The 22064-nt window shown below is 42.6% G+C and carries 22 protein-coding genes and 1 other annotated feature; of the genes, 6 read left to right on the top strand and 16 right to left on the bottom strand.

Features of this window, described 5'->3' with window-relative positions; all coding sequences use genetic code 11:
- Positions 1-64 precede the first annotated feature (64 nt).
- A complete protein-coding gene (locus E2626_RS16075) occupies positions 65-589 on the bottom strand; it encodes a hypothetical protein (RefSeq protein ID WP_134383019.1) in 525 nt (174 codons plus the stop codon).
- A gap of 145 nt (positions 590-734) precedes the next feature.
- On the opposite strand from E2626_RS16075, the gene E2626_RS16070 reads away from it, so the two are divergent.
- On the top strand, positions 735-1181 hold the full coding sequence (locus tag E2626_RS16070; RefSeq protein WP_134383017.1) for a YtoQ family protein: 447 nt from the start codon (positions 735-737) through the stop codon (positions 1179-1181).
- Between the two features lie 34 nt (positions 1182-1215).
- Here E2626_RS16070 and E2626_RS16065 read toward each other — a convergent pair whose 3' ends face one another.
- A complete protein-coding gene (locus E2626_RS16065) occupies positions 1216-1725 on the bottom strand; it encodes a DUF84 family protein (protein ID WP_134383015.1) in 510 nt (169 codons plus the stop codon).
- Positions 1726-1727: 2 nt separating this feature from the next.
- Positions 1728-2801, bottom strand: a complete 1074-nt coding sequence (locus E2626_RS16060) for a M42 family metallopeptidase (protein ID WP_134383013.1) — start codon at positions 2799-2801, stop codon at positions 1728-1730.
- A gap of 167 nt (positions 2802-2968) precedes the next feature.
- Between E2626_RS16060 and E2626_RS16055 the strand changes: the two genes are divergently transcribed.
- The gene (locus E2626_RS16055; protein WP_134383011.1) at positions 2969-3286 is read left to right on the top strand and encodes a PepSY domain-containing protein; all 318 of its coding nucleotides are present in this window, start codon (positions 2969-2971) and stop codon (positions 3284-3286) included.
- Positions 3287-3331: 45 nt separating this feature from the next.
- Here E2626_RS16055 and E2626_RS16050 read toward each other — a convergent pair whose 3' ends face one another.
- Positions 3332-4186 carry a YtnP family quorum-quenching lactonase gene (locus tag E2626_RS16050; RefSeq protein ID WP_134383009.1) on the bottom strand — a complete coding sequence of 285 codons (855 nt, stop codon included), beginning with the start codon at positions 4184-4186 and terminating at the stop codon, positions 3332-3334.
- Positions 4187-4272: 86 nt separating this feature from the next.
- Positions 4273-4914 carry a tRNA (guanosine(46)-N7)-methyltransferase TrmB gene (gene trmB, locus E2626_RS16045; protein WP_134383007.1) on the bottom strand — a complete coding sequence of 214 codons (642 nt, stop codon included), beginning with the start codon at positions 4912-4914 and terminating at the stop codon, positions 4273-4275.
- A gap of 109 nt (positions 4915-5023) precedes the next feature.
- Here trmB and E2626_RS16040 point away from each other — a divergent pair, with 109 nt between their 5' ends.
- Entirely contained in the window at positions 5024-5233 is a 210-nt protein-coding gene (locus E2626_RS16040) for a hypothetical protein (RefSeq protein WP_166786855.1), read from the top strand.
- Here the strand turns inward: E2626_RS16040 and E2626_RS16035 are convergent.
- The 4 genes from E2626_RS16035 to thpR form a co-directional block, all read right to left on the bottom strand.
- Complete coding sequence (locus E2626_RS16035) at positions 5226-6020, bottom strand: phosphotransferase family protein (RefSeq protein WP_134383003.1); 795 nt, start codon at positions 6018-6020, stop codon at positions 5226-5228. The two genes, E2626_RS16040 and E2626_RS16035, sit on opposite strands and share 8 nt — an antisense overlap.
- A gap of 104 nt (positions 6021-6124) precedes the next feature.
- Positions 6125-7069 (bottom strand): diacylglycerol/lipid kinase family protein, encoded by a 945-nt coding sequence (locus E2626_RS16030; protein ID WP_134383001.1) that lies wholly within the window; start codon positions 7067-7069, stop codon positions 6125-6127.
- Positions 7066-8034 (bottom strand): NERD domain-containing protein, encoded by a 969-nt coding sequence (locus E2626_RS16025; RefSeq protein WP_134382999.1) that lies wholly within the window; start codon positions 8032-8034, stop codon positions 7066-7068. Before E2626_RS16025 ends, E2626_RS16030 begins: the two co-directional genes overlap by 4 nt.
- Positions 8018-8584, bottom strand: coding sequence for an RNA 2',3'-cyclic phosphodiesterase (gene thpR, locus E2626_RS16020; protein WP_134382997.1), 567 nt, complete (start codon positions 8582-8584; stop codon positions 8018-8020). The genes E2626_RS16025 and thpR overlap by 17 nt, the downstream gene beginning before the upstream one ends.
- Positions 8585-8712: 128 nt before the next feature.
- On the opposite strand from thpR, the gene cysK reads away from it, so the two are divergent.
- Positions 8713-9645 (top strand): cysteine synthase A, encoded by a 933-nt coding sequence (gene cysK / locus E2626_RS16015; protein WP_134382995.1) that lies wholly within the window; start codon positions 8713-8715, stop codon positions 9643-9645.
- Positions 9646-10065: 420 nt separating this feature from the next.
- Here cysK and dat read toward each other — a convergent pair whose 3' ends face one another.
- Complete coding sequence (gene dat, locus E2626_RS16010; protein WP_134382993.1) at positions 10066-10935, bottom strand: D-amino-acid transaminase; 870 nt, start codon at positions 10933-10935, stop codon at positions 10066-10068.
- A gap of 14 nt (positions 10936-10949) precedes the next feature.
- Positions 10950-12371 (bottom strand): dipeptidase PepV, encoded by a 1422-nt coding sequence (gene pepV, locus E2626_RS16005; protein WP_244094362.1) that lies wholly within the window; start codon positions 12369-12371, stop codon positions 10950-10952.
- Between the two features lie 319 nt (positions 12372-12690).
- On the opposite strand from pepV, the gene E2626_RS16000 reads away from it, so the two are divergent.
- Positions 12691-12909 carry a DeoR family transcriptional regulator gene (locus E2626_RS16000; protein ID WP_134382991.1) on the top strand — a complete coding sequence of 73 codons (219 nt, stop codon included), beginning with the start codon at positions 12691-12693 and terminating at the stop codon, positions 12907-12909.
- Between the two features lie 246 nt (positions 12910-13155).
- Here the strand turns inward: E2626_RS16000 and E2626_RS15995 are convergent, their stop codons facing one another.
- Complete coding sequence (locus E2626_RS15995) at positions 13156-13872, bottom strand: pseudouridine synthase (protein WP_134382989.1); 717 nt, start codon at positions 13870-13872, stop codon at positions 13156-13158.
- 12 nt (positions 13873-13884) lie between these two features.
- Positions 13885-15501 (bottom strand): putative polysaccharide biosynthesis protein, encoded by a 1617-nt coding sequence (locus tag E2626_RS15990; protein ID WP_134382987.1) that lies wholly within the window; start codon positions 15499-15501, stop codon positions 13885-13887.
- Between the two features lie 153 nt (positions 15502-15654).
- Between E2626_RS15990 and E2626_RS15985 the strand changes: the two genes are divergently transcribed.
- Positions 15655-16917 (top strand): BaiN/RdsA family NAD(P)/FAD-dependent oxidoreductase, encoded by a 1263-nt coding sequence (locus tag E2626_RS15985; RefSeq protein WP_134382985.1) that lies wholly within the window; start codon positions 15655-15657, stop codon positions 16915-16917.
- Between the two features lie 299 nt (positions 16918-17216).
- On the opposite strand, the gene E2626_RS15980 is transcribed toward E2626_RS15985, so the two are convergent.
- From E2626_RS15980 to E2626_RS15970, 3 genes are all read right to left on the bottom strand, one after another.
- The gene (locus tag E2626_RS15980; RefSeq protein WP_134382983.1) at positions 17217-17531 is read right to left on the bottom strand and encodes a rhodanese-like domain-containing protein; all 315 of its coding nucleotides are present in this window, start codon (positions 17529-17531) and stop codon (positions 17217-17219) included.
- Positions 17532-17782: 251 nt separating this feature from the next.
- Entirely contained in the window at positions 17783-20194 is a 2412-nt protein-coding gene (leuS, locus tag E2626_RS15975; RefSeq protein ID WP_134382981.1) for a leucine--tRNA ligase, read from the bottom strand.
- Between the two features lie 57 nt (positions 20195-20251).
- Positions 20252-20460, bottom strand: a binding site (T-box leader).
- 52 nt (positions 20461-20512) lie between these two features.
- A complete protein-coding gene (locus E2626_RS15970; RefSeq protein ID WP_134382979.1) occupies positions 20513-21694 on the bottom strand; it encodes an MDR family MFS transporter in 1182 nt (393 codons plus the stop codon).
- Between the last annotated feature and the right edge of the window lie 370 nt (positions 21695-22064).

Here is a 22064-nt window from a genome sequence, read left to right as displayed (position 1 = left end):
GCGGAAAGCGAAGGAATGATCCGGCACGGCTTATGAAATTCAACAACCTGAAAAATCCGGAAGATTATTCTTCCGGATTTTCCTGTGACCAGTCTGCTGACCTGACTGTTTCCATCATCCATTTTGCATTTGAACTAATATCGTTCAGCTTTGTGATGGTTGTCATCTTCGTATAATTCATACCTGTGGTTAATTCATAATTTTCTTCATCTACCTGTCTGAGAAGTACATAACCAAACCGGTCTTTTTCTTCAAATGTCTCATTCACGAGCCATTCTTCCTCAACTGCTTCTGTCATCGTGTAGATCACATCATTTCCCGCTTCTTCATTTAAATGATGAAAGAGAACAAATGTTTCATTACTTTTTTCAATCACAGCATTATGTTCAGATGTTTCAGCAACCTCTGCAGTGTAAGGAATATGAACTTCCAAATCGTCTAGTTCAGTATTCGGTCTCTCGGCTTCTTCAAGAAAGATATCTTCAACATCATTCAGCGTATTTTCTCTTTCCTGCTCTATCGTTGTATTACAAGCTGCAAGTACAGCGGTTGTAAGGATAATAAATAATATAAAAAGTTGTTTCTTCAATTGTTTTCCTCCTTAAGAACACGTTCGCTATACATCATACTAATCTACCCTTGATTTGACAACCCTTAAAACTAGCAAATGATTTCCAGTCAAAATTCTCACATGTTATACTTTAGCTATTACATATTGCAAAGGGGCGATTATGATGGAATTAACTATTTATTTAGCAGGAGAAATTCATAGTGACTGGCGTGCCAAATTAAAGGAAGCGGCACAATCACTTCCTTACAAACTGCATTTTACAGGACCGATGGAAAATCACAGCCGCTCTGATGATATTGGTGAAGAAATTCTTGGTGAACAGCCGAATGCAGTCTTCAAAGACGATGCGGCCTCAGCATTTAATAACCTTCGCACACAGGTGCTGCTGCAAAAGTCCGATTTAGTCATCGCTTTATTTGGAGAACAATATAAACAGTGGAACACTGCCATGGATGCATCTGCTGCCTTAACGATGAATAAACCACTCATTTTAATCAGAGCTGAAAAGCTGCATCATGCGCTAAAAGAACTGTCACGAAAAGCAACAGTAACCGTCGAAACACCTGAACAGGCTTTGAAGGCAGTGTCTTATATTTTTGAAACAGAATAATCATAAAAAGGGATCGTCATCGACGATCCCTTTTTTAATGCATTTTTGCATATTCCCACTGCCCGATCAGCAGCTCAACAATATGTTCAAACATCCTGGCTCTCGAGATTCTGCCATTTGTAAAGAATCCTACAGCCCCTTCATTTTGTCTAATATTTTTCTGTTTGCTGAACTGTTCCATTATTGGGCCCAATTCAGCTCCATTGCGCAGAGGTTCTGCAAGTTCTTCAGGTAGCCTGATGCTGGCGCCGGAAGCTGTAAACGGCTCTTTGTAACCTGGTACATAAAGGGCTCCCCAGTTGCAGATATAAAGTCCGTTAGCTGTTTCCGCAACTCCTCCTTCAAGCCCGATGCCTGCAGCGCCTTCATAAGACTTGGCTGCATATTTCGCACGGTTAATAGCTCCCTGCATTGTTTCCTCATGACCAAAAGGCTGATCCTTAACACCGGATTCAGTTTGAAAACTTTTCACATTGCCAAAAGTCCAGCAGTTTTCCACTGCGCTAACTTTTGCTTTATTATTAGTTCCAACTGCTATATTCACAATTAAGAACCTTGTCTGATTGTCTCAACTGTCGACTTATCACATGACTTCACAAGCTTCACAAGCAGTTCTTTAGCTGCTGCGTAATCATCGATATGAATCATAGAAGCAGAAGTGTGAATATATCTTGAGCAAATACCAACAACAGCACTTGGAACACCCTCATTTGAGATATGAACACGTCCTGCATCTGTACCACCAGCTGATACAAAGTACTGATAAGGAATGTTATTCGATTCAGCAGTATCCAGCACAAACTCTCTCATTCCGCGGTGAGTGACCATGCTTCGGTCAAGGATACGTAACAGCGTGCCGTTTCCAAGCTGACCAAACTCATTTTTATCACCGGACATATCATTTGCAGGACTTGCATCCATCGCGAAGAAAATATCAGGTTTGATCAGATTTGCAGCCGTCTGCGCACCTCTCAGGCCGACCTCTTCCTGTACAGTCGCGCCGCTATATAAAGTATTTGGCAGAGATTCGTTTTGAAGCTCTTTTAGCAGTTCAATTGAAATACCACAGCCATAGCGGTTATCCCATGCTTTTGCCAGAATCTTTTTCTTGTTTTCCATCGGTGTAAACGGACAGACCGGTACGATTTGCTGACCAGGTAAAATGCCCATAGATTCCGCATCCGCTTTATCATCTGCGCCAACATCAATCAGCATGTTTTTGATCTCCATCGGTTTAGCGCGTTTCTCTTCACTTAAAAGATGAGGGGGAATTGAGCCAATCACACCCGTAATCTTTTTATCATTCGTCACGACTTCTACGCGCTGAGCAAGCAGGACCTGGCTCCACCAGCCGCCCAAAGTCTGAAATCGGATCATGCCATTGTCTGTAATACCGGTAACCATAAATCCAACTTCATCCATATGACCTGCAGCCATGACTACGGGACCGTCTTCTGCCCCTTTTTTCAATCCAAAAATACTTCCGAGTCCGTCCTGGACAATCTCATCCGAGTATTTAGAAAGTTCTTCTTTCATCAGCTTACGGATCGCGTGTTCATTACCAGGCGCTCCGGGCAGTTCTGTTAATTGCTTAAATAACGCAAGTGTATCCTGATTCATTATGTATACTTCCTTTCTTGTGTGCATTCTCATTTATTTTACAGAACTTTCTTTCATCTTTCCACTTCAAGCATTGGAATTGGAAGAACCTGATCATTTTTGAAGTGCATCGGCCGTGTGAATCCGCTATACTGAAGATGAGTTGAATATATCCGGAGGTGAATCATATGAACTGGAAAGATGCAGCGATTGGCGCAGCAGTAGGTTTAACAGCTGGTGTTGCCATTAGTCAAAGTACAAATGTCATACAATCCAATCAGGTTTCTGCAGAAAAAGTTCTACAAAATGTAAAAGATCAGTTTAAACAGGAAGGACCGATTGATGGATCCTGGATTCAGATGAACCCAGAAGAACATCAGGTACTTGCTGTAAAAAACAATGTATATCGTGGAGGAATTTCCCGCCACCATGGCAGTGAACTCGAACAATTCGAATTCATCGCTGATGCAAAAACAGGTACAGTGATGAACGTCTATAAAATATAATGATTTAAATGAAGGGGTGTCCGTCAAAGGACACCCCTTTTGTGATTAATCCTTAAATGGCGTTCTGCTCAGTTCACCAGTCACTTCTTTTCCTGTATCATTCCATTTAATCATACGAACCTGAGCATCATGATAAAAGCTGAACCACCAGCCGCTTTTCAGTCCGTCTTTTACCCATTTCTCTTTGGCAAATACAGAAGTCATTGGATAATCATCATAAGCAAGTACCCAAAGCGGATTCTGATGGGCATGCGTTGGCATCAGGTCTGCCATATGAAGAATCACTTCACCGTCTTGTTCCATTTTTACAATAGCGTGACCGTCACTATGTCCACCTGTATGAATCATTGTCATCCCCGGCATGACTTCCAGTTCACCGGAAAACGTTGTCACCTGATTCTGAACCGCTTCCCAATTTTCTTTCCAGTATGTATTTCTCGATCTTATATTCGGATTTCTAATTTCATTCCACTCTGTTTCACTCGTATAAACCTTTGCATTTGGGAATACAGATTTCATTTCCATGCCATCCGGAGTTGTCAGTCCGCCTACATGGTCAAAATGCATATGCGTCATCACAACCGTATCAACATCTTCGACTGTCATATTTAATTCTTCGAGCGAGCGTTCAATCGACGCTTCCCGTGTAATACCGTAGTTTCTTTTCTTTTTCTCGTCATACTTACCATAACCAACGCCTGCATCTATGAGTATATTCCGCTCTCCGGTTTTAATCAGGAGTGGCTCACATACCAGTTCAATCTGATTCTTTTCATTCACAGGATATTTTTTTGACCAAAGCGGTTTTGGCACAACGCCAAACATCGCCCCGCCATCCATATTTGTAATCCCGCCATCAAGCCAGTAAATCTCCCATTCACCAAATTTAAATGAATCCATCTAAATCGCCTCCTTATGTATACGCTTACATATTAACATAAAACAAAAATCCGTCCTATCTGTTTGCCAGTAGAACGGATTGAATATCATTGATAACGCACTTCACAGCGGTAAATCGGCTGACCCATTGATGAAAACTTCTCTTCGTACTCAGTCATCACATTTCCTTCGTATTCACTGTTATGAAGGTCCAGACTCACATAAGTCAACAGCAGTCCATACGCTGAAAAGCTTTCCAAAGAATATTCAAACAATCCCCTGTTATCGGTTTTAAAATGAATTTCACCGTTTTCGGGAAGCACTGTTTTATATAGATCTAAAAACTTTTTAAATGTTAAACGGCGTTTTTCATGACGATTTTTTGGCCACGGATCGGAAAAATTAAGGTACACACGGTCAACTTCCCCTTTATCAAACACATCGTTCAAAATTTCAGCATTAATTGTAAGCAAACGGACGTTAGGCACATCCGCTTCAATCATACATTCCAACGCTGAAAGTGCAATACTTTCAGAAAGCTCGATGGCGATATAATTAATGTCAGGGTGCAGTTTAGCCATTTCAGTGATAAACCGGCCTTTACCTGAGCCTACTTCAATATGCAGCTCGTGATTATTTCCAAACACATCTGCTTTCCAGCATCCTTTATGAGATTGCGGATCAGCAGGCACAAATTGCGGATTGGCCTTCAGATGATCCTCCGCCCAAGGTTTATTTCTAGCTCTCATACAAAAACTCTCCTTTAAGATGAATACATTTAAGAAACATACACAATCTGTAAATGCTATCAGTTTTATATCCATAGCGTTGATCGGAGTGGAAGGCGGTGACTCCAGTGTGAGAAGACGGTTAGGTGAGACACCGCAGAGCGCCAGCTCGAGGAGGATTACCGCAGAGCGCCAGCTCGAGGAGGATTACCGCCGTCCACGCGGAAAGCATCCACGTGGAACGCAGATCGAAACGCCTACTGTAAAGATCAAAGCTATGTTCAAATTAAAAGTAGCCTGTACTCTTCTGATGTTGCCAGAAAAGAATCAGGCTACTTAAGGTTTTCTTTCTTTTGGGTGCGCTGCAGAAAATTCATCCACTTGGTCACATCGTGCAGACGGCCTTTATCTTTTTGCCACTGCAGCATCACGAGTGCCTGACTGACAACATACCATTTCATTCTCAAACGGAAGTCAGCGGTCAGTTCCTCGCCGTAATGAGACATCCAGGCGGCCCATTCAGCCTCGGGTACATACCAGTATAAAAGCATACCGACATCAACCGCAGGATCAGCAAGCATCGCGCCATCCCAATCTATTAAAAATAATTCATTCACATCTGATAAAAGCCAATTATTATGATTCACGTCTCCATGACAGACGACATAGCTTTCTGCTGTAATGTCTTCAAGGTGCAGACGTAAAAATGACAATGCTTCTCTGACAGGAGGCAGAAGTTTGAGCTCGGTATCAAGCGTATCAGCCACCTCTTCATACATGAGAGAAGGGTCATAAGGTTCTTTACCCAATCGATGCAGCATAGAAGTTAATGGCTTGGAGCTATGAATTTTTTTCAGCATTTTAGCGATTCGGGGACCGTTCATTTCATACGCATGAAGTTCACGACCGTTCAGCCAGTGTTGTGCCGTAATGACATCACCGTTTTCGAGTTGTTTTGTCCACTTAAGTCTCGGCACAATTCCCTCAGCTGACAGCACAGCCAGAAAAGGAGATGAGTTGCGCTTCAAAAAAAGCTTCTGTTCATGATATCTTGCAAAAAAGGCTTCACCTGAAGCGCCTCCTGCAGATTTGATCTCCCAGTCCTGATCATCAAATAAATGTTCCAATTCATTCACCTTCTATAGCGGAGTGGTTTAAGATCTTCAACATAGAATAGAAAAAGATAGCAGCTAGTCGAAGCGCTATCCTTTTAAAATATTATCGTTTTTCCCTATGATTCGTCAAGAGCCAACTTAGCTGAGATCAGGATTTCAGATGGGATTGCCGTAGCTGTTAATCTCTGATTCTCTTTCAAAAGACCGTTGTCTTCCCCATCTGCATGCACTCTGACATCAGCGCCAGCCTTTAAATCGACTTTTTCTGATCGTAAGTGATAAACTTCTTTAAATTTAGTATGAGTGCCTTTGAATACACTTAAAAATACGAATAAAAATTTAATACGTGATAATCCATGAACAATGGTTAAGTCCAGTTCACCGTCTCTTGTATCTGCCTTTGGTGCAATTTTCATACCACCTCCGTAGTATGGCTGATTGGAAATTGTCGCAAACCAGACTTTATCAAAAAGAAACGTCTTATTGTGAACGGTCACTTCTAAAGAATAAGGTTTGAATATCATAAGCTGACGTACTAAAAATAACACATACACGACTTTTCCGATTGATAGCTTATTCAACAGCTTTTTCAATGGAGATTGATTAGCTGAAAAAGCGACTTCCGCATCAAACCCGGCGCCCATATTGCTCACAGCTGTTCTCGTCTGACCACCGTTCAGTTTATATCTGATTACATCATGCTTTGATAAAGTCGAGCGCTCCATGGCAGCGGAGAGATCTTGATCCAGCTCAAAACCGCCAAAATACCTGGCAAAATCATTTCCTGATCCTGTTGGAATTGATGCAAAAGAAGCATGTTGATGACCGGCTGCGCCATTTACAGCTTCGTGCATTGTACCGTCTCCTCCTGAAATGATAAAACATACTTCCAGATCGGGATTTTCATTGCACCAATCTCTAATTCTGTGTTCCGCATCATGTTTCGATCGGGTCATCCAAATTTCAATGCCGTCATTCTGTAGAACCGGGATGAGTGTTGATAGCAGCCGTTTACTTAACCCTTTTCCCGCATTCGGATTACATACCGCAATCTTCTTCATTCCTGTAAATCTGAAAGCAGCTCTTCATCCGCTTCACTCCACTGCATTCTCTTCACTGAAGTTGTTTGTGTATATTCGATCACTGAACGTGCTGCTTTCATCTGCATATGTTTAAACGGAGATGTCATTGTGCGCTGCTGTTCATGCCATTTTTCAATGTTTCTTTTATCAATTAACTTGTAACCATACGGGATATCCGGAAAATCAAAATAACCATTTCTCGATAAAATTGCTTTGTGAATCGTGAAGTCCACATCGTTTTTATCAAAAATCTGCTGAATAATTGATGCAGTCCGGTCAAGAGAAATGAGCGGATTTAACAGCGTGTGCTCACTTTCTCCTTTTTTTACTTTCCAAAAACGTTCTGCTGAGCCCACGAATACTGTATCATCTCCTTCATCAAGGAAAGACATGCACCACAGACCTGTTGGCGTAAAAAGAAGAACCTCGAGTTCCACCGGTGCTTTTTTTAATAATAAAATAGGTTCATACATTAATAAAAACGTATCGGGAAATCGCTGAAGAAAAAATTTCAGATGATCGTCACGATGATATTTCGGATCAACATAAGATTTTTCCGTTAATGTTGAGCTTGCCCACTTGAGCTGAAATTGAAGCAGTTGATCTAGGTATAAGTGCTTTAAATCGTCCAGTGTTTCCGGCTTGTAGTAGACTGCCGGTTCGAATGAAAAGTCATCACTTTCATTCGTTTCCTCCGTTATTTCAGGTTCCTCATCGTGCTTCACGAGAATTTTTTTAAAGCGCTTCAAGATTCCCTCTTTACCTTCGACTTCTTCTTTAAAACGCTGAATCTCATCCTCATTCAGATATACGCCGCCATCTTCCCACTGCTGTTTGATCTTGGTCCACTGCTGCTTTTTCAACCTGACATATTGTGATGGATAGCGGATCATATCTTTCTCATAACGTGAAACGTAATCCTGCAGTTTAATTAACTGTGCCATGATTTTCACCGCTTTCTTTAAGCTTGTATGACGCAAAATTTGTATATAAAGGAATCTGACCAGGGTTTATCTCATAGATCGTGACGTATTTTATCCAATCAGAAACAGGTTCGATACTTCCTTTAAAAACTTCACCTTTTTCACCTTTCCACTTCTTCGCAAGCGTTACGTGTGGGCGGAACGGTCTGTTTTCGTTTTTGTGAATTTTACTTACCGCTGATTGAACGGTTTCATATAAAGCCGTTAACTCTTTTGACTCTGCTGGACCGGTCCACCAGACCCGGGGTGATTCTTCACTTCCAAACGTACTGATATGTTTGAATGTTAGCGGGAATTGTTGAAGATTCATCAGTTTTTCTGACAATTCATCACAAATTATTTTCAATTGTTGAGCTGTTACCGCACCAAGAAATGACAGTGTTACATGCAGATCATTTTGATGAGGGTATTTCATAAAGCAGTCATGCGTCAGATACTTGCGACGGATGTTATGTAATTGATCTTTTGCTTCTTCTGATAATGTGCATGCAATAAAATAATGATTCTCCATTACAGGCCTCCATCATTTGGTATTGGCTTCATTATAACGTTTTTTGGAAGTCTGGACAGTCTAAATTGAATCATTCGCTGCTTAAAGGTAGAATGTAAACACGGAATTGTCTTGAAAGGATGATGGTCATGAAAGTAGTAAACAATATTGCAGAACTTATCGGGGACACTCCCTTTGTAAAATTAAACCGCCTGCAGCCTGAAAAAGGGGCTGCTGTTTATGCAAAACTTGAAAATTATAACCCGAGTAAAAGCGTAAAAGACCGTGCAGCTTTTAATATGATTATAGAAGCTGAAAAAGCAGGTCATTTAAAAGAAGGCTCCACCATTATTGAACCAACAAGCGGAAACACCGGAATAGGGATTGCGATGAACGCAGCTGCAAGAGGATACCGCTCCATTCTGGTCATGCCGGATACGATGACTGCTGAACGGATTAACCTTCTTAAAGCATATGGTGCTGAGGTCGTGCTGACACCAGGCGATGAAAAAATGCCTGGTGCAATCAAAAAAGCAAATGATCTTGCAAAAGAGATCGAAGGCAGCTTTGTTCCTATGCAATTCGAGAACTTTGCAAACCCTGATGCACACAGAAAATCAACAGCTCTTGAAATTATTGAAGCTGCTGATCAGCTTGGAAAACCGCTTAGTGCGTTTGTTGCAACAGCAGGTACCGGCGGGACGATTACCGGCACCGGTGAAGTGCTGAAGGAAAAATACAAAGATCTGCAGGTACACGTAGTTGAGCCTAAGGGATCACCTGTACTTTCTGGCGGAAAACCCGGCAAACATAAACTTGTCGGGACTAGCCCGGGCTTTATTCCTGATATTTTAAATCAGGAAGTATACGATAAAATCCATCAGATTGATGATGAACAGGCTTATGACATCACAAGACGGCTGGCAAGAGAAGAAGGAATTCTCGTTGGACCATCTTCAGGTGCGGCATGCTATGCGGCGCTGGAAGTAGCTAAAACACTGCCTGAAGATTCTTTTGTCGTGTTTATTGCGTGTGATACAGGCGAAAGATATCTTTCTAGTGATGTTTTCAGGTATGAATAATCTTGATCTTTAATAACGCTGATGATTTCCGTGGAGGACTGCGCTTTCCTGCCCCCGTGGCCTCTGGCCTTGGATAATCCTCGGCTTCGCCTGTGGGGTCTCACCTGTCCCTTCATGGGGCGGGAGTCTCCGTCCTCCACTCCAATCATCATCTGGTTTTAGCAAAATGAAATAAAGTTAAACAAAAAGCCTCCAATTTCACATTTGAAATTGGAGGCTTTTTTAAAAAAGTAATTAGAAATCAATGAAATCTAAAATTGATTTTATCCACAGCGTTGATCGCAGTGGAAGGCGGTGACTCCGGGACGATTAGTGGGAAGCTGAGACCCCGCAGCCGAAGGCGAGGAGGCTTAGCAACCGCCGTCCGGAAAGCGTCCGCCTGGAAAGAAGATCAAACGCCAATCGCTTTAAGCTTAACTTCTATAATGTAATTGTCTCTGTCAGTGCACCGCACTCTTTTTCTACGCCTGTTTCGAATGCTTCCTGCAGCTTGCGTGTCCAGTTGCCTGGAGCACCATTTGCGATCAGCTCATCATTAATCGATGTTAAAGGCATGACTTCAGCCGTTGTGCTGGCCATAAATGCTTCATCTGCATTCTTCAGTTCATCGAGCGTGAAAGGACGTTCAGCAACTTGTAGACCGATGTTTGCACAGTGCTTCAGGATTTCCCTGCGTGTAATCCCATTTAAAATCAGGTTAGTGGCCGGATGAGTGTACATCGTGTTGTTTGAAATGATAAAAATATTGGATGATGACCCTTCAGTCACTGTCTCGTCTCTATGAAGAATGGCTTCAAAGCCACCTTTAGAGACCGCTTCCTGTTTAGCAAGCAGGTTTCCGAGTAAGTTCAGGCTTTTAATATCACATCTCAACCATCTTACATCAGGCGTCGTGATAGCTTTAACGCCAGCGCTCATATCCTTGACCGGACGCGCAACCTCTTTTGTATAAGCTGTTAATACAGCATTTTGTTCTTGTGGAAAGTGATGCTGCCTTGATGAAGCACCTCTTGTTACCTGCAGATAAATAATGCCTGTATCAAGCTGATTATCATCCATCAGCTTCTCAAGTCTTGCCGTTAATTCTTCAAGTGTGAAAGGAAGCTTCAGAAAAATCTTTTCAGCTGACTCGAATAACCTTGTCAGATGCTCCTCGGCAGTAAACATTTTCCCACCGTAAACTCTCACTACTTCATAAACACCGTCACCAAACTGGTAACCGCGGTCCTCAATATCCACAGTGCCATTTACTCGATCCAAAAACTGATCATTTACAAGAATTGTTCCCAAACTGATCTCCCCCTCTATGATTGTTCCACACAGGCAAGCTGATAGATTGCTTCTGCGTAAATTGCCGTGGCTTTGAGTAAGTCTTCTATCTCAATATATTCATCTTTCTGGTGAGCAACATCTTCTCTGCCAGGGAAAAGTGCACCAAACGCCACTCCTTTTTCAAGTGACCGGGCGTAAGTGCCTCCCCCAATCGCGAGGAGTTCACCTTTCTCGCCGGTTTGCTTTTCATAAACAGAAAGCAGAGTCTGAACGAATGGATCGTCTCCTTCAACGTGATGAGGTTTAGAATCATCTTTTACTTTAATTTGAATATGCTTATTCTCCATCTCATCAGCCAGCCATTTTCTTTTTGTGTCCATATCATAAGTAACCGGATAGCGAATGTTCAGTCCGAAATAAGCATGACTTTCATCGAACCGGATCAGGCCGGTATTGAGCGTCAGATCACCGCTCACATCGTCTTTGCCTGCTATCCCGAGTGCTACACCTCTGGACCCGTTATATAAATATTTATTGGCAAAAGATGCGAAGGCTTTTGAACGCGCATCAAGCTCAAAATGATTTAAAAACCTCAGAAGCATGACTCCTGCATTTACACCGTTGTCCGGTTCCATTGCATGAGATGATTTTCCGTGCAGTTCCATTGTAAGCAAACCGCTTTTGACATAAAAGTCACCTGTTAATTCATATTCTTTAAGGAACTCTTCATATTCCTGGAGCAGGTAAGTTTGTTCAGCGTGAACAGTCAGCTCAGCTTTCGCGAAATCCGGAACCATGTTATATCTTTCTCCTGAATGGAAAGAGTGCATCTCAATTTTCGGCGCATGTACATCAGGTTCATATTTCGTCAGATGAAAATCTGCATCCATGATTCCCTTTTCAGCATGAATAACCGGAAAGTCTGCATCCGGCGCAAAGCCGATTGACGGCATTTCCTCTTCACTAAAATAGCGATCTACGCAGCGCCAGTCACTTTCTTCGTCAGTTCCAATAATCATTCTTACCCTTTTATTCATATTCAGATCAAGTTCCTGAATGATTTTCATCGCATAGTATGCAGCAATTGTCGGTCCTTTGTCATCTATGGCACCACGTCCGTAAAGCTTTCCATTTTGAATCACGCCTTCAAATGGCGGGTGTGACCATCCTTTTCCTGCAGGTACTACATCTACGTGGCAAAGGATACCCAATAGCTCTTCTCCCTGTCCCATTTCCAGATGCCCGGCAATATTTCCGACATTTTTACTTTTAAATCCGGCCTGTTCGCCAGCATGAAGTAAGTATTCCAATGCCCTTTTGACCTCTTTTCCAAGAGGGGCATGTTCATCAGTATCCGCTTCATTCAGCACACTTGGGATGGCTAAAAGCTGCTGAAGCTCGTTAATAATCGCATCTTTTCTTTTATTCACTTCGTCAATCCAGCTGATTGTCACGGCAATCACTCCGTTCTTAGATAATGTTCCTATTATAGAACATTTCTCAGAGGGAATCACCATGAAATTTGGTTCAGTTGCCATTTTATCGAAAATCTTAATAACGAACATTTGATAGAAAAAATTATTAATTGTTTGTAAATGGGTATAAAAGGGTGGAAATTTTCTTGATCGGGGTGTACAATGAAATTGTCAGACAATAACGATTGTCGAAAAAGAATGAAAAGGGGCTGTCGTCAGGCATCCGATTTTACTTCTGAGATTGTATACACTGTTACCCGTCGTCATTGCCATGGAAAAAAGATGAGGGAGTGGTTTTTTGAAACCAACTACGAACAGAATGCTGACACGTATCAAATCTGTCTATATGTTCATTAAAGAAAATGGAACTGTGACAACTAACGATTTGGTAGACGAATTCGGCATTACACCTCGCACCATTCAACGAGATTTGAATGTGTTAGCCTATAACGATTTGGTGACAAGTCCCAGTCGGGGCAGATGGACAACGACAGAAAAAAAAGTAAAAATTTCATAGACTGAAAATATAAAAGAGCAGCGTGTATTTACGCTGCTCTTGTTTTGTGTATTCCTGCATCTAAAACCGCTGACCCTTTCCGTGGAGGGCTTCGCTTTCCTGCCCCCGGGCGGTGAGCCTCCTCGCCGCTTTGCGGCTGTGGGGTCTCACCTGACCCTTACCGGGGCGGGAGTCTTCGCCCTCCACTCCAAGGGTCAGCTGAATAGTGCCAATGCATGAATTAAATTATATAAAGTCTATCCATATTTATAATGAGCGTTCTTTTAGCTTGCTCAGCTCTTTCTCTGTCAGTTCGCGATACTCACCAGGCTCCAGTGCTTCATCAAGCTCGAGCGATCCCATGGATAGTCTTTTAAGAAACACGACTTCTTTACCGACTGCCTGGAACATTCTTTTCACCTGATGAAATTTCCCTTCAGTAATGGTCAGTTCAACCTCAGAAATATCTCCGCTGTTTAAAATGACAAGTTCTCCGGGTTTCGTTTCGTAACCATCATCCAGTGTGACACCATGTTGAAAAGCTTTGATGTCGTCTTCAGTTACCTTCCCATCAATCCTTGCAAAATAAGTTTTTGCAACATGTTTTTTAGGTGATAGAAGCTCATGGGCTAATCCACCGTCATTTGTCAGCAGAAGGAACCCTTCAGTATCTTTATCGAGCCGCCCTACCGGAAACGGGTCAAAAATATGGTACTGAGGGTCAATCAGATTTATAACGGTTTCATGAAGTCCATCCTCAGTGGATGAGATTACATTTTGAGGTTTATTCATCATCAGATAGATAAACTCGCGGTAATGCACTTCTTCTCCACCTACAGCAACGGTCTGTTTCTCAGGATCAATCTGATGCTTTCCGTCTTTTACAGGGGTGCCATCCACTGTGACATTCCCTGCCTTCAGCCATTTCTTCATTTCTTTTCTGCTGCCATATCCCATATTGGAAAGCAGTTTATCGAGTCTCATAACATACTCCTCTTATGAAAATTTATTTCTTAATCTTGTAATGCGATCTCCGAACAATCTGTCAGCCAGGCGTGATTTCATACTTAATACAAGATAGACAAACGCACCGGCAAGTCCGCAAACTGCAAGGATCATGATCGCATGCAATCTGTTTTCAGGATTTAACACCATATCCAACCCGAAATAAATCAGCAGGACAGGAACAGCCATAACGACATTAAAGATCAGCATGAGTAATGTTCGTTTGACAACCATTCTATATTTGTAAGCTGCAAAATACTTAATCACCAGTAAGTTGATAACAATCGCTGCAACATAACCAATACTGGTTGCAAGCACTGCACCCTGAACCTCCATCATCTGAACGAGCGGAATATTCAAAGACAGCTTAATAAGAAGCCCTACAAGAAGACTCAGCACACTCCATCGCTGTTCATTAATCCCCTGCATCATCGCAGCCGTAACAGTATATATGGCAAATAAAATCGCTACAGGCGCATATGTTCTGAGCACAGCTGTTCCTAACTCATCAGCACCATAAAACACTGTATAAGCAGGCTCTGCAAGCAGTGACAGCCCGATTGCTGCAGGCATTGTCAGAAATAACAGGATCTGAAATGTCTGATCCATCTGCCTGTTCAGGTTATTCCAGTTTCCTTTTGAAAAGCTGGAAGTAATCACCGGGATCAGTGTCATTGCAAATGCCGTGGCCAGTGAAACAGGAATGATCACTAACTTATGTGTAGTAAAATTCAGCACTTCAAGCTGAATATCTGTGATAGCTGCGAGACCGATTGATACCATTGCTTTGTTAAATGTAAGCGAGTCAATCAGCTGAAACATTGGATTCGCAACACCAACCAGGACGAAAGGAATCGAATATAAAATGATTTCTTTGTACATGTCTTTTATTGAAACATTCATCTCGTTCTTACCTGTTGCACGCATTTTATCCAGATGGGGCTTACGTTTCAGATAGTAAAATACAAGCAGCGCAAGGCTGGCAACTCCACCCACAAATGCAGCAAAAGTTGCCACACCGATCGCTTCCGTCATAGAGCCATCCATCACATACAGCACAATATAGACACCCGCTAAAAGGAAGACGATACGAACAACCTGTTCAATCACATTTGATACAGCGGTAGGTCCCATAGATTCATATCCCTGGAAGAACCCCCTGATCAAACTCATAACGGGGATAACAATCAGTGCAAAACTCACTGCTCTGATAACAGATATGACCTGTTCTGTACTGACCTGCTGTTCATTTGATTCAATAACCAGGTCTGCAAAAACGGGTGCGAATAAATACATCATTAAAAATGAAAAAATACCGGTAAGCGACATTAAAATCAATCCGGATCGGAACAGCTTCCGGCCTACTTCATACTCACCTATCGCATTGTATTTGGATATAAATTTTGATACGGCAAGCGGTACACCTGCTGTTGCAATGGAAAGAAATATCGTATAAGGAATATAACCGTACTGGTATAATGCAAGCGCACCAGGTTCATCGCTGACTAATTCATTAAACGGAATTACATAAAATAATCCTAGAAATTTAGAAATAAAAGTACCTAACGTCAGTATAAACGTACCTCTGACAAGTGTTGATGTAGACATTTATTTATATTCACTTCCTAATCGTCCGACAAGAATTTTGACACTATATAAGAGTGTACTACCGGAAACATCGAATGACAATGATAAGCATATTGAATTGTCGTGATTCGCACGGTAGAATGTATGCATATTGCAGAAAAGAGTTGAAAACGAATGAAATACGATGTCATTATCGTTGGCGGAGGTCCATCCGGTCTGATGGCAGCCATTGCAGCTGGCGAGAAAAAAGAACGCGTTCTTTTAATAGATAAAGGCAATAAGCTTGGACGTAAGCTGGCGATTTCAGGCGGAGGGCGCTGTAATGTCACAAATCGGCTGCCTATCGATGAAATCATCAAGCATATCCCCGGAAACGGCCGATTTTTATATAGTGCGTTTTCTGTGTTTAACAATGAAGATATTATTCAGTTTTTTGAAAAGCTTGGAGTTGCGCTGAAAGAAGAAGATCACGGACGCATGTTCCCGGTATCAAATAAAGCCCAGTCTGTTGTTGATGCAATGTTACGCAAGCTTGGCGAGTTAAATGTAGAAATCAGAACGAACGTACCAGTTAAAGACCTTTTGATTGAAGAAGGAAAAGTAATTGGAATTGAGACTCGTAACGATGAAGAAATACTTTCTGATGCTGTCGTATTGGCAGTTGGCGGAAAATCGGTTCCACAGACTGGATCAGAAGGTGACGGCTACCCGTGGGTTGAAAAAGCAGGTCACACTGTCACAGACCTGTTCCCTACTGAAGTGCCTTTGCTTTCAGATGAAGCTTTTATTAAAAACAAATCTCTTCAGGGACTGGCACTGCGTGATGCGGCAGTCAGCGTTTTGAAGAAAAATGGTAAACCGATTGTGACTCATCATATGGATATGCTGTTTACGCATTTTGGACTGTCTGGCCCTGCGATTCTGCGCTGCAGCCAGTACGCTGTGAAAGAGATGAAAAAGCAAAAAGGTGCACCGGTTACTGTGCGGATTAATGTGATGGCTGAACAAAACGCAGAAAGCGTATTTCAGCAGCTGAACCAGATGGCGAAAGATGAAGCAAAGAAAGCTGTGAAAAATGTGTGGAAAGGCCTTGCGCCTGAGCGTTACATTCATTTCCTCATGGAACTGAACGAAATTGACCCGGATCAGCAGGCAGGAACCATCTCTGCTGAAAAAATTCGCGGTATGGCTGCCTCCCTTACTTCATTTGAGATGAAAGTAAACGGCACACAGTCTATTGAAAAAGCATTCGTCACTGGCGGAGGCGTTTCAATTAAGGAAATTGAGCCGAAGACAATGAAATCGAAGAAATGTGAAGGACTATTTCTATGTGGTGAATTGCTCGATATTCACGGGTATACAGGCGGATACAATATTACATCTGCACTCGTGACAGGCAGACTTGCCGGGAGCAATGCGGCTGGTGACCCTGTTTAGGTTTTAGGTTTTAGGTTTTAGATTTTAATGGATCTTGTGGTTGCGTGTGAGGGTGAATGTGACCCGGGTTTTTGCAGATGTGATCCGAAAAATTGTGAATGTAACCTGAAAATTTTTTGATCTGATCCGAAAATTCTGCCCCACGCTGAATGTGAACCGGGATGATCAGAATCTGACCTCAAATTTCTCGGATATGACCTAAAAATCACAGTACGTGACCTCAATTCCCGTTAGCTCAGCTCTCATCCCAAAAATAAAAGCCTGGAATCTTAAAAAAGATTCCAGGCTTTTTACTATACTTAAGCTTTCGGCTTCGTCTCGCCCTCATACTCGAGCATTCCGCCAGTCATATTCGTTACCTTATAACCGTGGTCATGCAGGAACCAGCCTACATTTTCACTTCGTCGCCCTGAACGGCAGATCACGATATATTCTTCATCCTGATCCAGCTCATCAAGGTGCATTGAAATGTCACCCATCGGAATATGAGTTGCCTCAGGGATCATGCCTTCAGCTACTTCATCATTTTCACGTACATCAATCAGGTTCAGGTTTTCTCCTGCTTCAAGCTTCTTTTGCACTTCACTTGCAGTAATAGTGTTTAATTCAGACACATTCATTCACCCTTTCCTTTTAATAAAACTAACTTTAATAACTTGGCGTTTGATCTCCGTTTCAGGCGTGCGCTAAGCCTCCTCAGCGCAAACGCCTGCGGGGTCTCAGCTGTCACGCTTATCTGAGCTGCCGCCTTCCACTCCGATCATCGCTGTGCTTAATGCATAAAACACTTTAAAAAATCGTGAACATTCCAGAAGCTAATACCATTAAACTAAATTTCATAATTAGATTATAACAATCCTTACCGTCAGTTTGCTACGATATTAACCAGTTTCCCTGGTACTGCGATGACTTTACGAATCGTTTTTCCTTCAATGGCAGACTTCACTTCGTCCTGGTCCATAGCCAGGGCTTCCATTTCTTCTCTTGAAGCTTCACGCGGTACCATCAATTTCTTTTTCAGTTTGCCATTGATTTGCACAACGATTTCAACTTCGTCACTGATCAGCTTAGATTCATCAAATGTCGGCCATTCAGTGTAACTCAGCTCGCCTTCTCCAACTTTCTCCCACAGCTCTTCAGCAATGTGTGGTGCAAATGGTGAAAGCATTTTAACAAAGCCCTGTACATAATCAACCGGAATGGTGTCTGCTTTATAAGATTCATTCACAAATACCATCAGCTGAGAAATTGCTGTGTTGAAGCGGATGCCTTCGATATCCTCAGTCACTTTTTTCACAGTCTGATGATACACTTTTTCAAGTGCTTCACTCGACTGATCTGATACTTTGTCTGTCAATGTCCCCTGATCTGTAACAAGCAGGCGCCATACACGCTCAAGGAATCTTCTTGCACCGTCAAGACCATTTTCAGACCATGCAACAGAGGCTTCAAGCGGCCCCATGAACATTTCATAAATGCGCAGTGTATCTGCACCATGTGTGCGGATAATTTCATCAGGATTTACAACATTTCCTTTAGATTTACTCATCTTTTCGTTGTTTTCACCAAGGATCATCCCCTGATTGAACAGCTTTTGGAATGGTTCTTTTGTTGGTACGATCCCAATATCATATAGAACTTTGTGCCAGAAGCGTGCGTATAGCAGGTGAAGTACCGCATGTTCAGCTCCGCCTACATAAATATCTATCGGCAGCCAGTGCTTAATTTTTTCCGGGTCAGCCAGCGCCTCACTGTTTTCAGGGTCAATATAGCGCAGGTAGTACCAGCAGCTGCCCGCCCACTGTGGCATTGTATTCGTTTCACGTCTACCCTTCATACCTGTTTCAGGGTGCGTGACATTTACCCAGTCCTCAATGTTGGCGAGTGGTGATTCACCTGTACCTGAAGGCTTGATGTTTTCTGTGATTGGCAATACCAGTGGAAGTTCAGATTCAGGTACACCTGTCATCGTGCCATCCTCCCAGTGAATGATCGGAATCGGCTCTCCCCAGTAACGCTGACGGCTGAACAGCCAGTCACGCAGACGGTATGTGATCTTCTTCGTTCCAAGATTCTTCTCTTCAAGCCACTCGATAGATTTGGTAATCGCTTCCTCTTTATCAAGACCATCCAGAAATCCGGAGTTCACATGCTTTCCTTCTCCTGTATAAGCCTCTTTGGAAATATCTCCGCCTTCAACGACTTCTCTGATCGGCAGGTTAAATTCCTTGGCAAACTCATAGTCTCTTTCATCGTGAGCCGGTACAGCCATAATTGCGCCGCTGCCATAGCTCATCAGTACGTAATCTGCGATCCAGATCGGCATTTTTTCATCGTTGACAGGATTGATTGCATACGCACCTGTAAACACACCCGTCTTTTCTTTCGCAAGATCCGTACGTTCAAGATCACTTTTTGATTTAATTTTATCAATATATGCAGCTACAGCACTTTTCTGATCAGCTGAAGTCACTATGTCCACAAGTGGATGTTCAGGCGCAAGCACGGCATAAGTGGCGCCAAAAAGTGTATCAGGACGTGTTGTAAATACATCAATCTTTTCTTCTGTATTGTCAATGTTAAATGTGAGTTCAGCACCTTCAGAACGGCCAACCCAGTTACGCTGCATATCTTTAATGCTTTCAGGCCAGTCCAGCTCTTCCAGATCATCAATCAGACGGTCAGCGTAAGCAGTAATTTTCAGTACCCATTGCTTCATCGGACGGCGCTCTACCGGGTGTCCCCCGCGCTCACTTTTACCATCAATGACTTCTTCGTTTGCAAGTACTGTACCAAGTGCCGGGCACCAGTTCACAGCAACTTCATCAACATAAGCAAGTCCTTTTTCATAAAGCTTCAGGAAAATCCACTGTGTCCATTTATAATACTCAGGATCCGTCGTGCTGATTTCGCGATCCCAGTCATAAGAGAAGCCAAGTTCCTGAATCTGACGACGGAACGTATCGATATTTTTCTTTGTGAAGTCAGCAGGATCGTTTCCTGTATCAAGTGCATATTGTTCTGCCGGAAGTCCGAATGCATCCCAGCCCATTGGGTGGAGCACATTATACCCCTGCATCCGCTTATAGCGTGAAAGGATATCAGTTGCCGTATATCCTTCAGGGTGTCCTACATGCAGTCCCGCTCCTGATGGATAAGGGAACATATCAAGTGCATAGAATTTCTTTTTTGAAAAATCTTCTTCCGTTTTAAATGTTTTTTCTTGAAGCCAGTGTTTTTGCCATTTCTTTTCAATCGTCTTATGATCGAAGCTCATGAAATTTCCTCCTAATGTAAAAAATTACCTTTTAAAAACAAAAAACTCCCGCCCCTATAATGGGACGGGAGGTGCTTATACGCTCCCGCGGTACCACCCAATTTCGTGTACACGCGCTCAATCCTTATCGCGGAAAACGGATCACGCTACTATCTTTCACATGATCGACTCAAAGGTGAGTTCACAGTGCTGCCGGTCTGCTTTCACCAAATACAGACTCTCTTTTTCAGCCGCTTCCTGTTACTAATCCTTCTCAATGTCTTGTTTATGATGACTATTTCCTATTGTATGCAATTGGCTGTAGGCTTGCAAGTTTTTTTAAACAGCAGCTTCCACTTCTTCCTTTTTTAAAGGGAGGTCGTAGATAAACGTAATAAATATTGACACAACGAGTAAACCGATCAGCAGGAAGAAAAGCGGCGTCATCCCATAGAGATCTACCATAACCCCGCCAAGAAGCGGACCGATCATTCTTCCGCCTGTCGCTGTACTGTTCACAATCCCCTGATAGAAACCTTCCCGTCCTTTAGGCGCCAGTCTGCTCGCTATCGTTGGAACTGCCGGCCAGATCAGCATTTCACCAATTGTTAATATGATCATCGCAGCCAGAAAGCCCTGAAAGCTGCCGGCATACGCAGTCACCCCGAATGAAATCATAAAAATGACAGTACCAATCGCCATTTGAATTTTAAGATTATGTTCAAAACGCTTCACAATCGGCTTGATCAGCGGCTGTCCTGCAACGATCAGCAAACCATTAACTGTCCAGAGAATACTGTACTGCTCTAAAGGAATATTTATCTTCTGCGTATAATCCGCTATCGTAGACTGCCACTGCACGTATCCAACCCAGCATAATAAATAAGCAGCACATAAAATTAATAAGGATGTAAAAGCAGCTTTGTTTTTAATTCTTCCACGTTCCTGTAAAACGCTCGTTTGAATGTTCGGCTGCAGTTCAATATTTTTATAAGTAAATAACGCAATGAGAAAGAATACGACATACATACCGAAATTCGCTATAAATATATAATCAAATGAAAATGATGCGACAAGACCGCCAAGTGCTGCACCTGTTGCAACACCTATATTAGTTGCGAGATAGATTGCATTGAAAGCTTTCCTTCCACCTTCTGGCCACACCGAACCTGCCATTGCATACATAGAAGGAAAAACAATTCCTGAACCAAAACCGATAAAGATCATAAAAAATACATAATGAGGCCATTCGTGCCAGATCATCAGACCACCGACTGCAGTGAGTGTAATCAGTATCCCTGTCATAATCGATCTGTACCCGCCTATTTTATCAAACAAAATACCGCCAAGCAGATTTCCTATCACACTCGCACCCGCATTTGCCATCAGTACAAGCCCGGCGGTTGTCAAAGACTTACCAAGTTCCCCGCTAATATAAATTGTGTTAAGCGGCCATAAAAAAGAAGCCCCCGTCACATTAATTGCCATCCCAATCACCAAAAACCACAAAGAACGCGGCACAATTGTCCCTCATTTCGTATCTATTTCGTGTACCAAATTATTTTAACGGGAAATGTGAGTGAATACAAGGTGGCGGAATGAAAATGGAGGATTCTTAATATTTGGTTGATGTTTGGCGAGGAAGACGACCGTGGGGATGGCTGTCATGACTGTCGCAGGCGCTGTCACGACCGTCACCCGGGTGTATCGTACGTTCGCTGAGCCTAATACGACCTTCACCGGCGATATCATGACCGTCGACGAGCAGATCATGACTGACAGCACCTAGAATACCGTCGGCAGTACTTAACTTCTTCACCGCTCAGGGGGTCCGCCTGGAGTGAAGATCATAAGAGGTGTTACATAGAGCTTTTTGATCAATCCGCCTCCA

This window comes from Jeotgalibacillus salarius (assembly GCF_004405125.1).
GTDB lineage: Bacteria > Bacillota > Bacilli > Bacillales > Jeotgalibacillaceae > Jeotgalibacillus > Jeotgalibacillus salarius.
This window is presented reverse-complemented; position numbering and strand designations above follow the sequence as displayed.